The 15,870-nt window shown below is 54.8% G+C and carries 15 protein-coding genes; 13 read left to right on the top strand and 2 right to left on the bottom strand.

Annotated features, from left to right (window positions below):
• The first annotated feature begins 136 nt into the window (after positions 1-136).
• The 12 genes from Q8902_08095 (at position 137) to Q8902_08040 (ending at position 12,386) form a co-directional block, all read left to right on the top strand.
• The gene (locus Q8902_08095) at positions 137-397 is read left to right on the top strand and encodes a hypothetical protein (GenBank protein ID MDP4199516.1); all 261 of its coding nucleotides are present in this window, start codon (positions 137-139) and stop codon (positions 395-397) included.
• Positions 381-788: a PIN domain-containing protein gene (locus Q8902_08090; GenBank protein ID MDP4199515.1), complete on the top strand. Its 408-nt coding sequence runs from the start codon at positions 381-383 to the stop codon at positions 786-788. Before Q8902_08095 ends, Q8902_08090 begins: the two co-directional genes overlap by 17 nt.
• 68 nt (positions 789-856) lie before the next feature.
• Positions 857-1,531 carry an NADH-quinone oxidoreductase subunit I gene (locus tag Q8902_08085; GenBank protein MDP4199514.1) on the top strand — a complete coding sequence of 225 codons (675 nt, stop codon included), beginning with the start codon at positions 857-859 and terminating at the stop codon, positions 1,529-1,531.
• Positions 1,531-2,154 (top strand): NADH-quinone oxidoreductase subunit J, encoded by a 624-nt coding sequence (locus Q8902_08080; protein MDP4199513.1) that lies wholly within the window; start codon positions 1,531-1,533, stop codon positions 2,152-2,154. The genes Q8902_08085 and Q8902_08080 overlap by 1 nt, the downstream gene beginning before the upstream one ends.
• Positions 2,151-2,462 (top strand): NADH-quinone oxidoreductase subunit NuoK, encoded by a 312-nt coding sequence (gene nuoK, locus Q8902_08075; GenBank protein ID MDP4199512.1) that lies wholly within the window; start codon positions 2,151-2,153, stop codon positions 2,460-2,462. The genes Q8902_08080 and nuoK overlap by 4 nt, the downstream gene beginning before the upstream one ends.
• 17 nt (positions 2,463-2,479) lie before the next feature.
• On the top strand, positions 2,480-4,693 hold the full coding sequence (nuoL, locus tag Q8902_08070) for an NADH-quinone oxidoreductase subunit L (protein ID MDP4199511.1): 2,214 nt from the start codon (positions 2,480-2,482) through the stop codon (positions 4,691-4,693).
• A 31-nt stretch (positions 4,694-4,724) separates the two neighbouring features.
• Positions 4,725-7,712 (top strand): S8 family serine peptidase, encoded by a 2,988-nt coding sequence (locus tag Q8902_08065; GenBank protein MDP4199510.1) that lies wholly within the window; start codon positions 4,725-4,727, stop codon positions 7,710-7,712.
• A 164-nt stretch (positions 7,713-7,876) separates the two neighbouring features.
• Entirely contained in the window at positions 7,877-9,526 is a 1,650-nt protein-coding gene (locus Q8902_08060) for an NADH-quinone oxidoreductase subunit M (GenBank protein MDP4199509.1), read from the top strand.
• 9 nt (positions 9,527-9,535) lie between these two features.
• Positions 9,536-11,281: an NADH-quinone oxidoreductase subunit N gene (locus Q8902_08055; protein MDP4199508.1), complete on the top strand. Its 1,746-nt coding sequence runs from the start codon at positions 9,536-9,538 to the stop codon at positions 11,279-11,281.
• Positions 11,282-11,410: 129 nt separating this feature from the next.
• Positions 11,411-11,734, top strand: a complete 324-nt coding sequence (locus Q8902_08050; GenBank protein MDP4199507.1) for a rhodanese-like domain-containing protein — start codon at positions 11,411-11,413, stop codon at positions 11,732-11,734.
• A 129-nt stretch (positions 11,735-11,863) separates the two neighbouring features.
• A complete protein-coding gene (locus Q8902_08045; GenBank protein MDP4199506.1) occupies positions 11,864-12,124 on the top strand; it encodes a DUF4160 domain-containing protein in 261 nt (86 codons plus the stop codon).
• A gap of 1 nt (position 12,125) precedes the next feature.
• The gene (locus Q8902_08040) at positions 12,126-12,386 is read left to right on the top strand and encodes a DUF2442 domain-containing protein (GenBank protein ID MDP4199505.1); all 261 of its coding nucleotides are present in this window, start codon (positions 12,126-12,128) and stop codon (positions 12,384-12,386) included.
• Positions 12,387-13,029: 643 nt separating this feature from the next.
• On the opposite strand, the gene Q8902_08035 is transcribed toward Q8902_08040, so the two are convergent.
• Complete coding sequence (locus tag Q8902_08035) at positions 13,030-13,872, bottom strand: DUF2279 domain-containing protein (GenBank protein ID MDP4199504.1); 843 nt, start codon at positions 13,870-13,872, stop codon at positions 13,030-13,032.
• Between the two features lie 18 nt (positions 13,873-13,890).
• The gene (locus tag Q8902_08030) at positions 13,891-15,330 is read right to left on the bottom strand and encodes a right-handed parallel beta-helix repeat-containing protein (protein ID MDP4199503.1); all 1,440 of its coding nucleotides are present in this window, start codon (positions 15,328-15,330) and stop codon (positions 13,891-13,893) included.
• A 13-nt stretch (positions 15,331-15,343) separates the two neighbouring features.
• Between Q8902_08030 and Q8902_08025 the strand changes: the two genes are divergently transcribed.
• Complete coding sequence (locus tag Q8902_08025; protein MDP4199502.1) at positions 15,344-15,703, top strand: hypothetical protein; 360 nt, start codon at positions 15,344-15,346, stop codon at positions 15,701-15,703.
• The last annotated feature ends 167 nt before the right edge of the window (positions 15,704-15,870 follow it).

Genomic DNA, 15,870 nt, shown 5'->3' with positions numbered 1-15,870 from the left:
CAGCATCGTCGTTAGTTATTTCTTGTGACAAAATACTTCTCAGATATCTGGCGAGCTCTTCTGACGGCCTCCGAAGGCCTTCGGATCGCCATCCTTGCTGTAACGAACTAATCCCATTGCCGAAACATTTTAGTTTATGATGAATGGATCTGAGCATTTTACCATCGACTTGCCGGCTTCCGAGGCGGCGTTTATTCGCTCGTTTGCCGAACGGACGAAGATGAAGGTCGATGATGTCTTCGATTACCTCGTTCGCACGCTTCGTCATGCCACCGATCGGGACATCGATCCTATGATCCAATCATGGGCGGGCATTTTGCCGCCGGATAGTGACCTCGAGGCTCTGCGCATGCAATCCTTGACGGAGAAGTTCCTCCAGCATGGTCGCAACGATTGACCTGAACGTCATTCTCGACATCTACCTGCTTCGGGGTGACTTCGATTCCTCGATGGCGGTGCTCAGTCTTTGCCGAAGATGGAAGGTGTCCGGCAACATTCCCTCTCACGCTGCTCCCACGATTTATTATATTCTGAAGAAGTCGCTTGGAATCTCGAAAGCGCGGGAGCTATCGGGGCAACTTTTGGATGTACTCGAAATTGTGCCGGTGAACAAGGCAATGCTGACAGAGGCTCGGAATAGCGCGATCGCAGATTTTGAAGATGCTATCGTCGAGGCAGCGGCCCATGCTGCTTCTTCCACGTTTATCATAACGAGCAACGTAAGGGACTTCGCGTCTGGCAGAATCCCCGCCATAACATCATCGGAGTTTCTTCTCCAATTTTCATAAAGGCTCCGGCCCTTACGGATTGCTCCTCTCCTGAGGCGTGTTCAGGCTTTCCGCCATTTTCAAACTCCGTGGGAAAATACTTCACTGACATTTCGCGTGCACTGCTGACGGCCTCCGAGGGCCTTCGGATCACGATTCGTCACCTTCTGCGAAAGAAGGTCACGCGCCAGTATCCTGCGCCGCGCGATGCCTACGTGCTGCCCGAACGAGCGCGCAACAGGTTGTACGTCAATATGGACGATTGCATAGGCTGCGATAAATGCGCGCGCGCCTGTCCGGTCGATTGCATCGAAATCGACACAGTAAAGTCCGTACCGGGCGAAGATCTTGGCATTACCACCCGCAATGCGAAGAAGAAATCGCTGTGGGTTACGCGGTTCGATATCGACATGGCCAAGTGCTGCTATTGCTCGCTGTGTGTGTGGCCGTGTCCGACGGAGTGTATCGTGATGACCGAAGTGTTTGAGTTCGCCGAGGACAAGCGCGAGAACCTGATCTATCACTTTGCCACGATGGACAAATCGGAAGCCGAAGAGCACACCGCAAACTGGAAGAAGTGGGAGGTTGAAGCCAACGCGCTTCGTGCCAAACAAGCGGCGGAGCGCGCAGCAAAAGTGGCCGAGCAACAGCAAGCCTCCGGAGGGACCGTGAAACCACCGTTCGTAGCCAAACCCGGAATGAAGCCTCCGCCATTTAAGGCGCCGGGAGCCGGGCCCGGGAGCGGCGACGACCACAATAAATAATGCCAGGACTCTTCGACATATTTTTTTATCTGTTTGCAATCGCGATCGTCACGAGTGCGGTGCTGGTCGCGTTCTCGCGCAATATCGTCCATGCCGCATTTTCGCTGTTATTTACATTTTTCGGAATTGCGGGCATTTATGTTATCCTGAGTGCGGATTTCATTGCCATCGCCCAACTCCTGATTTATGTTGGCGGTATCCTCGTGCTTCTTGTCTTTGGCGTGATGCTTACGAACCGCGTTTCAAACATTGACATTCGCGCGGCAGTACGATCGCGCATCCCCGCGTTAATTTTGTGCGGCGCGCTCCTCTTTCTGATCGCCTCGCTTACGATCTCGGGCCATTGGATCCGATACGATCAACCACCGTGGAACCGCAGCCCATGGAGTCACGATGCCGTTCAGCAGGTGACATCACAAGTGCAGGGCACGCCCCGCGAAATCCTGGACAAGAACGGGAGCGAGGGCACCGCCTCAGAAATCGGCAAGCTCGCAATGACCGATTATGTTCTGCCATTCGAGTTAGTCTCCGTCGTGCTGCTTGTTGCACTTATCGGCGCGGCCACGATTGCGCGTCAAGACAAATCCGTTTCGTCCACTATACCGAGGAAGGAAACCGCATGATCCCAGTAGGCCTTCCCCACTTTCTTGTACTCAGCGCGATTCTTCTCGTGCTTGGGATCTTCACGATGCTGACTCGGAAGAATGCCATCGCCGTGCTCATGGGTATCGAACTGATCCTGAATGCCGCCAATATCAATTTCGTGGCATTCACGCGGTACGGTGCAATTAACTTCGGCGGACAGATGGCGGCAATGTTCGTGATCGTGATCGCCGCATGCGAAGCGGCGGTTGCGCTCGCCATTGTGCTAAATCTCTATCGCCGGTCGCAGACGATCAACGTTAACGAAGCGAACAAACTGCACGACTGATATTCGCGACACGCTCCATGGACCAACTGCTACTTCTTGCACTCGTCGCGCTCGGGCTTCCGCTGCTCTCGTTCGTGTTAGTCATATTCAATCAGCGAGCGCTCGATCAACGAGCGCACCTCATTTCCATACCGGCAGTTGCGTTTAGTTTTGGACTCTCCTTATATATCGCGTGGCTCAAACTTCAGACGGGTGCCGCTGCCCTTGGGCCCTATGAGTGGAGTATAGATTGGATTCGATTTGGCATCATTCCGGGATTCGGTCCGCTGACAATTCCAGCCAGCGTGCTTATCGATAATATCACCGCGATCATGATGGTCGTAGTTACCGGCATCAGCGTCCTTGTCCATGTATTCTCGATCGGGTACATGCGGAGCGACGAGCGATATGCGCGGTATTACGCCTTCCTTGGCATTTTTACATTCGCCATGCTTGGCCTCGTCCTATCGAGCAATCTGTTCATGCTCTATGGCGCATGGGAATTGGTTGGCTTTTCAAGTTGGGCGCTGATCGCTCATTGGTACGAACGACCTGCTCCACAATACGCAGCGAACAAGGCATTCATCACGAATCGCATTGGCGATGCGGTGCTGTTCACAGGGATTCTACTCCTCGATGGAGAATTTCATACGTTCAACCTGCGTGAGATCTTTGGCCTTGTCGGACAAGGACTCCCGATCACGTTCAGCCTTCTTGGTTTTTCTCCGGAGACCACACTCACGATCGCCGGTCTGCTGCTCTTTGGTGGCGCAATTGCGAAGAGCGCACAATTTCCATTGCACGTGTGGTTGCCGGACGCCATGGAAGGTCCAACGCCGATCAGCGCACTGATTCATGCCGCCACGATGGTCGCTGCCGGCGTCTATTTAATGGCCCGTATTTTTCCGATCCTGACCGCGGATGCCATGCTGGTCGTCGCATGTACCGGGGCATTTACTAGTGTGCTTGCAGCAACGATTGCGCTCACGCAGACAGACATCAAGCGCGTACTTGCGTATTCCACGGTTTCGCAACTTGGGCTGATGATGATGGCCATCGGAGCCGGCGCGGTTAGCGCAGGCATTTTCCATCTCGTTACCCACGCTGCCTTCAAGGCATGCTTGTTCCTTGGCGCAGGCTCCGTGATTCATGCGGTCCATCGGGCACAGCACGAAACGAACGATCACGAATGGGATGCGCAGGACATTCGCACGCTCGGAGGTCTGCGAAAGAAAATGCCGCTGACAGCATACTCGTTTGTGGTCGCAACGCTTGCCGTCACTGGCCTCCCGTTCCTGGCCGGCATGATGTCAAAGGATGAGATCCTATCTGGAACGCTTGCATACGGCGAACTACAAGGCGGAATTGCCATGGCCTTGCCCGTGATCGGTTTCATCGTCACAATATTGACAGCAGCCTATATGTGGCGGCTAACCTTCCTGACGTTTTTTGGACCGCCCGCGCGCCGCACTCTGTACGATCGCATTCGCGAATCACCGCTGGTCATGACAGCCCCGCTGTTACTGCTCGCCGCCGCATCCTTGTGGATCTGGTACTCGATCAATCCATTCAATCCGGAGACTGGCCGGTTTCTCACGAAGTGGGTTAAGACGACCGTGCAAGTCATTCCCCCACAAACGGCGCCGCCGTTCCGAACTGGATTAAATGTGACTCCTCACTCGGAGCCGTTCGGGTTCGCGATCGCACCGTCCGCAACAAGCGTGCTGGAATCGCCAATGCCGCATCAACTTGCGCTTAGTGAGAAGTCGCGGTCGCTGACGCCGCTCTCCATGTGGCTCGCACTCGGCTCCGCCGTAACGGGGTTACTGCTCGCGTTGTGGCTCTATCTACTTCGCTCCAAACGAACCCCGAGCAAGCCGCGAAGCCGCACGCTCGGAATTCTTCATGAAATTGTTTTTCGAGGATATTATATCGATTCGGTCTACAATTTTGCAGTGGTCGGCACCGTTCTGCTAAGCTCGCGCATTGTAGCATGGGCAGACGAAGCGGTCATAGATGGCGTGGTGAATGCAACTGCCCGCATGACTGTTATCCTCTCGCGAATTTTGGGTTATTTCGACCGGTTTGTCGTGGATGGCATAGTAACCTTCGCGGGTGCAGCCATGCAGTTCTTAGGGCTGATGATCCGCTCGCTGCAATCCGGCAGAATTCAAACCTACCTCGCGTGGGTTGTTGCATCTGTAATTGCGATCTTCATAGTCATTCGATACGTTGTTCTTGCGCTGCCATAAAGGCTTTCCGTATATCTTATTTGATACCGATATGAAGCAGAGTATCCTCGCCGTTCTTGTTCTTTCTATCGCATCCATTGCTGCGGTTGGACGTGACCGACACCCCTCGAGCGCAGCACCTGTGGTTACAACGCCGTATGCGCCTGGCATAATCTATATCAAGCTGCGGCCGGGCTCGAAAGCTTTGGAGGGATATACCCACGTTGGAATCGTGCCGCAATCAACCGGTGTGGCGAGCGCCTTCACGCACATACTCGATCAGCTTCATGCGACGGCCACGCTTCCGTTCGATGCCGAGGCGCCGAACGATGCAATCACCCACAATCTCGGAATCGACCGAATGTATGTTGTCTATTATACAAACCGAGCGATCGACCCAAGAGCAGCGCTGACCATGCTCGAAAGCACTGGCCAGGTCGAGTGTGGTTCGGTGCGATACTTATTCCCGCTATCGAAGACACCGAACGACCAATATATCTCGCAGCAATATGCATTGAACAAGATGCACTTGTTCAGCGCGTGGGACATAACAACGGGCGATAACACGGTGCTCATCGCGGATGTGGATGATGGATTCAATATGCTGCACGAAGATCTGATGAACGCCATCAAGCTTGGTTACGATGTGGTTGGAAAGGTCAATGCCTCCGCTGGTGAGCCGTTCCAGCCGGATAACGACCCGAGTCCGGATGATCCAGCTGCGACGCATGGTTCGCATACTTCCGGATGTATCGCAGCGTCAGGCAATAATTCTGTCGGAATCGCCGGAGCTGCGTACGGTTGCCGTTTGATAGCCATCAAGTGTGCTGGTACTGACGCGCAAAACATTTCTGGTGGCTATGAGGGCATTCACTACGCGTCCACGCACGGAGCGCGGGTGATCAATTGCTCCTGGGGCGGTCCTGTCTCAGGAACGGACGTCGCTTTTGGCAACACGGTACTTCAAGAAGCAACAGCGCGGAATGCCCTCGTCGTAGCCGCGGCCGGGAACAATGGGACGAGCAATGATAAAACGGCTTTCTATCCTTCGAATGGTCCCGGCGTACTTTCGGTCGGAGCGACGGATCAGTCCGACGGGCCGGCATATTATTCAGACTTCGGTCATAGCGTCAGCGTCTTCGCGCCTGGGTCCGGTATTCTTAGTTGCACCTATCCTGGCAGCAATGTTTATAATGCAGAGGATGGGACCAGCTTTGCGTCACCACTGACGGCGGGTGTTGCTGGACTTGTAGTTTCGCTCCACCCAAGCTGGCCACCGCAATTCATCGCAAGACAGATTATTCAGACCTGCTTGAACAATGTGCAGCCAGCAGATCAGTATGATTTCTGGGGCTGTGTCGATGCCGATAGCGCGCTCAGAGCGATACCCGCTCCGGGCCTTCTCGTGACCGGTTACTCCATCGATGGCGTTGCAAGTGATTCGCTGCGTACCGTTGGCGCTCCCCATGCGCTGAGTGTCACGTTCAAGAATGTAACGGCTGCCGGAAGTGGCATCACGGCTAAACTCATCAGCGGCACTGGCTATTCTGGATCAGGAACAGTGGCCACCCTTGGCAGCGTGGGACTGAATGTCACGGCCCAGGGGAATTTTCAAATCACACGCAACGGTATTTTTAGCGAAGGCAATCTGCCCATCCGATTCTTTTTGACAGACGGTGGCGACTATCACGATACGATGACGATGTACATCCCGCTGACGCGGGTGCCTGGCTTCCGGGTTGAGCAGGTCGCACCGGCTGGTTCGAGCCTCAAACGAACGTCGCATACCGCCGCCTGGGCGTCGTTCGGAAATGAATCGACAACGGGCGGTGTGGCCATCGCCGACTATGCCCGCGAGACCGCCGGAGCGTGGAGTGACACAGCGGCGGTCTGGGACCGCTCGCAAGCTCCGTATGACGTTGAAGCTTTTGACTCCACGACTGCGTGGTTCGGTACCGGACCGCAAGGCGGCGGGCCAGCGTCCGTCTTATGGACGACCGATGGCGGCAAGACGTTTGGGCAGTCCGACGTCTCCTCCTTCACGGCTTTTGTCAATACCATCCACTTCTTTGCCCCGAAGAATGGAGTACCAATGGACGGTATTTTGATCGGAGACCCAGCTTCGACTACGTCCATTAATTCGTGGGGTATCGGGATTTCCTCCGACGGCGGCAAGACCTGGGATCTGAGTCCGACTGCACCGGATAATATGAAATCCGGAGAAGCCAGTTGGAATAATGCGACGGCATGGGTCGGCGATTATGGCTGGTTCGGCTCGAACAGCTCGCGCATCTGGCACACGAGCGATCGAGGGAAAACGTGGACTCCGGCCTCGACCAATTATCCAAACTCGTTATCGCTTGCGATGGACGATGATACGCTCCATGGCTTCGCGTGCTTTAGGAAGGTGACGTCCGCAAGCGGGACCAGCGGAGTCAATGGGATGCAGAAGACGACCAACGGAGGGATAACGTGGACTTCGATGCCCATGCCAGTCGCTAAAATGATCCCGGGGGCTGTTGCCTTCGTGCCAAATAGCAACATGGGTATTGTTACCAGCGACTCTGGAGTCTTTCGGACGACGGATTTTGGCGCAACCTGGTCTCCGATCGGATTCCCGATTGGGTACGATGCCGCCAGCGCAGAAGTGCTAAGCGTCTATCGCGGGCAAGGAAAGTTGACACTCAGCATGATTTCCTCGGGTACCGGCGTCGCAACATATTCGGAATCGATGGCTGAACAACTGCCACCGGCGTCCGTTGAGCCGAACTCACAACCGTTGGCATTTTCGATCGCACCAAACCCATGCGAGCAAAACGCGGAAATCACATTCGATCTGCCGGAGCGCCAGCAGGTTCGGCTTGTGGTACTCGATGCACTTGGCAGAGAAGTGGCTGTTCTTTTGAACGGCATTGAAACCGGACCAGGAGCGCAGACGGTGAATTTCCACTCCACTCCGCTGGCTGATGGCGTGTATTATGTTATGCTCACCACGGATCGCGGCATCAAACTCACGCGTGCGATCAGCGTCATTCGGTAACGGATCGTGGAGAACGAGCCGTGGAGAATGAACTATGACGAGCCGTAGCAAATGGGTCGGCCGTCATGGATGCTGCATGAGACTTAAATAATTTTCAAGCAGCCGCTTCACTTCACGACCCACGAGCTACCGTCGCTATCAGTTTTTCACTCTAAGTTTTGACCATTTCAGAGTTTCCGTTACTTGGCGCGATAACCTTCCTGCCGCTGGTGGGAATGATCGCGCTCGCCTTCGTGCCACGCGAGCGCATCATGGCGCTTCGCAGCGTTGCCGTTGCCGTGACACTGGCCCAAGTCGCAATTGCAGTTGTGATTTGCCTTAACTACAATACCGCTCTGGCCGGAGTCAACGATGTCCATAGCTTTCAGTTTGTCGAGCGTCTTCCGTGGATTCGACTTGCCGGCCTCGGTGTCTTCGGCAACGTTTCGATCGATTACTTCATGGGGATCGATGGACTCTCGGTTGGACTGGTCCTGCTGACAGCGATCATTACAACGATCGGAGCGCTTGCAAGCTTCTCCATCGACCGCAACGTCAAAGGGTATTTTCTCATGTTCCTCTTGCTCGATGTGGGCATGATGGGGACGTTTTGCGCGCTGGATTTCTTCCTGTTCTATATCTTTTGGGAGGTCATGCTGCTCCCGATGTATTTTCTCATTGGTATCTGGGGAGGCGCACGCCGGGAGTATGCAGCGATCAAGTTCTTCATATACACGCTGCTCGGCTCGGTCGTGATGTTGCTCGTGATGATCGGGCTATACTTCTCGACGGAAGTGATGCTCTACATGCCCGGCACGCATAGTCTGGTGATGAGTCCGGTCACGCACAAGCCGGAGTTGTATCACTCCTTCAACATGCTGCAAATGATGAACCCCGCCGCGATCCTGAAGGGCAGCATTTTCTCGGGCATTGGCACGACCTGGCGCTATGTCGGATTCATCGGATTGCTTTTCGCTTTCGCCATCAAGATTCCGATGGTGCCGTTTCATACCTGGCTGCCGGATGCGCACGTCGAGGCGCCGACCGCAATCTCGGTTCTGCTGGCCGGTGTACTGCTCAAGATGGGTGGCTACGGAATTATCCGGCTCTGTCTCGGCATCTTCCCCGACATTGCAATTGCGCTCAGTTGGTATCTCGCCATGTTTGGCTTTATCAATATCGTCTATGGCGCGTTCTGTGCAATGGCGCAGAGTGATTTCAAAAAACTGATCGCCTATAGTTCGATCAGCCACATGGGATACGTGCTGCTCGGCATTGCGGCGTTGAACACGCAGGGGTTGCTCGGCGCATCGCTCCAGATGGTCAATCATGGTATTGTAACCGCGATGCTCTTCGTGCTCGTCGGCGTGCTGTACGACCGCACGCATACGCGCGGCATTCTCGAGTTCGGCGGACTTGCCAACAAAATGCCGAAGTACTTCGCGTTCGTGGTCATTGCATTTTTTGCGGCGCTCGGGTTGCCCGCGTTGAATATGTTTGTCAGCGAGGCGTTCGTCCTGATCGGATCCTTCCAAACCTGGCAGACCTGGACCATTCTTTCGACGTTCGGCATCATCTTGACCGCCTCTTATTTTCTGTGGACACTTCAGCGGATGTTCTTCGGGACGCTGCCGGAGAAATGGAACGGCCTGACAGATGTAACACCGCGCGAACTGGCAACGCTGATTCCGCTCGTCGTGATTATCGTTGCCCTCGGTGTCTATCCGGGGCCGCTCGTCGATCTTATGACTGCCAGTGTGAATCAACTCGTTCTGGTTGTCCACGCCCACGTACCTCCAAGCGCTGTGGTTGGCAGCGCGGCATTGCTGAACTAGCCGGAAGCAATGCCTCCACCAAGATTGCCCGAGTCGCTCTCTGCAATTGCCACGACGGTCCAGTGGTATGTGCAATACAGCGTTATTCATTTTTTGCCGGAAGTAATATTGACCGGCGGCTTCCTGTTGGTCATCTTGCTCAACGCGCTTGCACGGAATGACATCGGCCAGAAAGCGACCGTGTATCTCAGCATTCTCGTGCTTGTGCTTGCGGGGTTCGCCTCCGCGCTTCAGTGGCATGGCGTCGATCCGGGCCACCCGCGTGAGTGGAAATCGGGCGCAATAATCTTCCCCTACACGCAAACACTGTTCGCGCCGAATGTACGCAATGGAGAACCGGTGAGTGGATATGGCATGGCTGTCGCCGATAACTTTGCGGTATTCTTCAAGCTGCTCATCGCGGTGACAGGCATTCTGGTGCTCTGTATGTCGCTGGCATCCCGCGAACTCATGGCGCGTTCGCGAAGGCTTGGCGATTACTCCTCGCTCTTGCTCGGTATGATGGTTGGTCTCTTCCTCATGCCGGCCTCGACCGATCTGCTCATGATGTATCTTTCGCTCGAACTGGTTTCAATCGCAGGATATATCCTGGCCGGATTTTCAAAGGACACACCGCACGCATCAGAGGCGGCGCTCAAGTATATTCTCTTCGGCGCGCTTTCGAGCGGACTCATGCTCTATGGCTTCTCGCTATTCTATGGACTGACTGGCACGACACAGATCATCGCGATTCGCCAGGTGCTGGCACTCTCGCCTGCTACTCACACAGGATCGAACCTTCTGATTCTGTGGCTTGCAACCGCACTCGTGCTCGTCGGCATGTGCTATAAGATTAGTGCGGTGCCATTCCACTTCTGGACGCCGGATGTCTATGAAGGCGCACCAGCGCCGGTTGCAGCCTTGCTTTCGGTGGCGTCGAAAGCGGCAGGCTTTGGGCTGCTCGCCCGGTTCGTTATCTTTACATTCCCGCTCGGTGCAGAGCAAAACCTGCCGGTGATCAACTGGCCGCTACTGATTGCAGCGCTAAGCGTCATCACTATGACGGTCGGTAACCTGGCCGCCCTCCTGCAATCGAACGTGCGGCGATTGCTGGCATACAGTTCGATTGCCCATGCCGGATATATTCTGGCTGCACTTGCAGTCAGCGGTGCCTCCATTCCGGCAAGACTCTTCTTCTCTCCGCCCGGAGTGGTCGCGATCATGATCTATCTCGCAACATATCTCTTCATGCAGTTGGGCGCGTTTTATGTTATCATGTTGATCGAGAATAAGATCGGCTCGGAGGAGATCGATGACTACCGCGGACTCGGCGCGCGCTCGCCAATCGTGGCCTCCGCGTTCGTAATCTTTCTGGTCTCGCTCACCGGCATTCCACTGACGGCAGGATTTATAGGCAAGTTCTACCTCTTCACCGCGATTCTGACACCGAATCCGGTAACGCACGGCATGCCCTGGCTCTGGCTCGCAATCGCGGCGATCCTGAATTCGATCGTATCACTTTACTATTACTTGCGAATTGCCAGCGCGATGTTCCTGAAGCGACCCCTGCAGGAACTGGCACTCCAGGGCGTAACGGATAGTGGAAAGTGGGTAGTGGATAATCCGGATGCCCGCTATCCTCTCTCCACTCTCCGCTATCCACTGTTGCAGCGCATTTTGTTGTTTGCATTCGTGATTCCGGTGATTGCATTGGGCGTCTATTTCCAGCCGCTTATCGACTTTGCGAGCGGGGTCGTACGATTCTTCAATTTCTAGAAGTATGTTGTGCGTCCATGCGGCATTCCTCAACACTACATTGTTAAAAACTTATTAAGAAACCACGCGGTACGCATTACCCGTTTACGCCTTGCGAATCCCACGCCGCCAATTACACATCATTACGCTATGCAAATCCCGTTTGAAATCACCGTTCATGAGTTAAAGGAGTGGCGCGATCAGGGCCGCGAGTTCACGCTGATCGATGTGCGCGAGCCATCCGAATATAATATCGCGAACATTGGCGGCAAGCTCATTCCGCTGAACTCACTGCCACAGCATTTGGCCGAATTCGATCCGGAGGCCGAGATCGTTGTACACTGCAAGCTGGGCGGACGGAGCGGTATGGCCGTTGAGTTCATGCGCCGCAACGGATTCCCGAAGACCCGCAATCTTCGCGGCGGCATCATCGCCTGGAGTAAAGAGATCGATAAGAGCGTGGTGCAATACTGAGCGGAACGTCCGCGTCACGTGGCTCCTCCGCCTTGGTATCGTGTGCTGTGTGGAATCCTCGACCCAGCCGCGAGGCGGCTCTTCTGCGTTTGCTGAGCATCTTCTTTGGCAAGACGACGTTTTCAGATCATCCCAGAAATCAGCAGATTCTTGGGAATCGTAATCACAATGTACGAGAAAGACCACGGGCCGCCGCATTTCCATGCGAGATATGCGGAGTACTTCGGTAAGTACTCGATTCAAGACCTCCGACTTCTGGCCGGCAACCTTCCTCGCCGCATTCACTCCGCTGTTCTCGAATGGGCCTCCGATCACCGGGAGGAACTTATGGACAACTGGAATGCGCTACTGAATGACCAGCCAATCAAGAAAATCGAACCATTGATCTAAAATGGAATACGTCATCGCTGTTCGTTACATATCAGGATACACGCTCGAACTCACGTTCAGTAACGGTGTGACCGGGACCGTTGATCTTTCGAATGAACTATCCGGACGACACTTCGAGCCATTGCGCGACATCAACGAATTCCGCAAAGTCCGAGTAGAGCCAGATCTCAGCACGATCGTCTGGCCAAACGGCGCCGACATCGCACCCGATTATCTTTACGAACTGATGCTTCGCTCGCATCAGCAACCGGTGGCCGCGTAGATTTCATGCGCCGCAATGGCTTCCCCAAGGCCTGCAATCTCCGCGGCGGCATCATCGCCTGGAGCAAAGAGATCGATAAGAGCGTGGTGCAATACTGAGTTGCTTTTCCGCAGACGCGATTTCTAGATGTCGGAACTGCGCTCTTAACTTGGCGAAAGTATAACGAAGGCCCATGGGGCGTCCAATCCCTGCCGCGAAGCGGCTGCGCAAAATCCAATCAATCGCGAAATCCAAATCCCGATGGACGGCCCCTCCGCGGCGAGAATAATTTCTTCAGAATTCATCGAAAACTTGCGATGCCGGGAGGGTCGAACAACGTTGTAATAGATGGAAGGGGGTCGCTTCGCTAAAAGTATGAAAGATGAAGCATGGAATATGAATTATTTCGGAAATCTTCATTTTAGTATATAAATATTTGATGTTGCTGCAACGCCGGAAGGGTCAATCCGCGTTTTATAGGGTGGAAGGGTGTTTCTTCGCTAAACTTCCGATTCGGTGAACTGGGCTGCAGGTCCATGTATGCTTTGCATGAGTGGCTGCACAACTTGGGACTGGCGGGAGATAGGTGGGCTGTGTAGGGGCGACTTCCAAGTCGCCCCTAATGCGGAACCCCGGCGACTTGGAATTCGCCGATGCACGGCTGCTAACGAAACGCCCACACCTTCAGGCGGGGATAGAACTGGAGCGCTGGCATCGGAATCCGGACATAGCTCAGGATGCTGGCGATGGTCTTCCAAACCGGACCATCAATCGGCAGACCTTTGAGGTTGATGTCCGGCGAGAGATAGAGATCGGTGTATGGCGAGCCATACGGAGAGGGCACCGCGTACTTGGCCAGGCGGAGGTTTTCACAGCCGAAGCCGAGCGCGAGGTTCAGCCATTTGGGCAGCGGGGTCCAGTCGTGGAGATCGGCGGAGAGCCAGTAGTATTGGCTCTCGTAGTCATCGGCGATGGTCTTATACTGGTTCTCTTTGTATGCGCGCGATGGCCAGATGCTTATCTTGGTCTCAATCCGCTCCAGCACCGGATAGTAGTGGCGCAGCACCGGCAAAGCAGAGCCGATGATGTCTCCGGCGAGATCGCCGGGTGAGAAACCATATTGCGGGTCATCGCCGTGCCGCGCGTCTTCCATCTCGATTGCGAAACTACACGCGAGGCTGAGGCCCGCTCCAAGCCACGCGGAAGTGCCTTCGGAGAGTCCGGCCAGTTGGTACGAAGCGCGCATGCCGTCCGAGCCGATTGCCGAGACGTAGAGATGCGAGAATTTGTCGATGTGCATCGCGTAGGGCGGATCGTTCGAAATGTGGAACGGCACTGCGGTTGCGTATCGCCAGAAGGCGTTCTGGTTCAGCACGATGATGGCGGTCATGCCCGCAGCCGGCAGGAGCGAGACAGCGGCGACCGAAAGCACGGTGGCAGAATCTTTCTCCTGCGCGCGAGCCGTGGAGAACGATAGGACGACGAAAATGGCGAGTAACTTACGCACACACAAAGATACGCATGCTTACGGCGTAATGACAATCGAGCCGCAACAAAGTTGGTCTCCACCTTCCGCGATGATACGATAATAATAGACGCCAGCCATGAGCGAACCGCGCTCGAAATGCATGGTACCTGCTACGACCGGGAGCACATCACGGCGTGCCAGCGCGCCGGTGGCATCGAGCAGCTCCAGCGAGACGTGATCGCCCGCGAATGTTGCGGGCACCGCGATCATGCCTGACTGCTGAAGCGGATTTGGATAGACGGAAGCTGGAAGAATGATTGCGCTGCGTTCGACGGCCTGTGGCGCCTGAAATGGAAATGCGCCGATCTGGAGCGGCTGATCGTTACGCGACATGCTATCGAGCGGATCGACGTAGCTGCTGATCGGGCGAAGAGAGAAGCCATGCGCGCTACCGGGATCCGTCGTCGAGGTCATTCCGGGAAACGCGGCAGTTGGTTGGTAGTCGTAGGCAGCGGCATTTCGGAAGTGAAAAAATGACACGTCCGAGGTGATGACATTCGAAACGGTATCAGCCGTTGGATTCAATGGGTGCATATTGCCGGCGAAGATATTATTTATCAAGATCGCCTTCGCACCGGGCTTGATGGTGTCGAGCCTCGTCGGGTTACGATCGGTGACGACAGTATTATTGACAAAGTACAGCTCGGAGTCGGGATTGATGATACCTTCCTCGCCATAGCAAAAGATCGTGGAGTTCGATGCGTTCGGCCCTTTCTCAATCGAATTGCCGATTACGAAGGCGAGCCCGCCATTCGGGATATCGATTGAATAGCTGCCATCGCCATCGGGACCATCGACGATATGATTGTAGAGAATATAGTTGACGTTCGCTCGGGTCTTGAGTTCGTGACCCACGATCGAGCGATGGAAGTAGCAGTACTTGACCGTCGCAATGCGGCTGTGACCGATATAAATGTTATGCTCGAAACCTGCGAGAGACGTACCTTCGACACCATTATGATCGAACTCGCAGGCCTCGACCGTAATCTCGGTTGTCGTGTCATTGCCCGTCAGGATGCCCTCCTGATTGTCATGGAAGTAGCATCGGCGGCATCCGAAGCTGTTGGATTGCAGGCGAATCCCAGCGCCATTATCACCATCTGCAAAAGAAATCGCACAACCTGAGAATTCGATGCCCTCGACGTAATTGTGCTTTCCGTTGATAACCCAAATAGCTTTGCGTTGCGCGGCGGTACCCTGAGCGTCCAGATGTGCATAACCAGTCGAGCAGCGAAGGACGAGCGAATCGGCATTCCAGGCGCCTACGTCCTTTACGTAGAGTCCGGGGTCGATTTCGACCGTATCGCCATTCGAGACGAGGGACATCACCTTACTCGGAGCGGTGTATTGGCGGCCTGGGCCGACCCGCCAGGTCTTCGCAATCGCCGGATATGCCAAGCACAGGAGAACCGCAATCAAGAAAAAGCGTTGTTTCATTGGTCTATGCGTGATGGGAAATAAACAACGGAATCTCAGAATCCTCACGGCGCTCTTGGTGCTGATCGTATGCAGTTGCCGGACGGTTTCGCCCGTCCGCGAAATTCGCACGGCCTGGGAGCCCGACATATCGCGGATCACACTGAAGAACGGCACGATTATCGAATTCGACGAAAACTTCGGGTGGTATGACAAGCAAGGCGGCATCGTCGAAGGGATGACTCGGAACCACGAACACATCCAGTATCATTTGATCGAGATTGCCAAGGTGGAGACGGTCCGGAGCTACTCCATTTTCTTTGCGATCGCGTCGGCGGCGGCAGTCTTCGCGCTCGGGATTTATCTTGTGTACAAGCTGCTGACTCTGGTGTAGAATCGAAAGAAGTTCCGAGTCTCTTTTTCAAATGAGGGCCTCGCCAGAAACCCAAGCAGTTGACTCCGGCGTTAGGCCGGTCGATAATCTCCCGTTCCGGCGAGAGGTCATCTGGGTGACGATTATCTGGACGATGGTTCATCCGTCTCGCCTTGAAACAACAGGCG

The organism is Bacteroidota bacterium, from assembly GCA_030706745.1.
Lineage (GTDB): Bacteria > Bacteroidota > Ignavibacteria > Palsa-1295 > Palsa-1295 > PALSA-1295.
The sequence above is the reverse complement of the archived record's forward strand: the minus strand, read 5'-3'. Positions and strand labels throughout refer to the sequence as shown.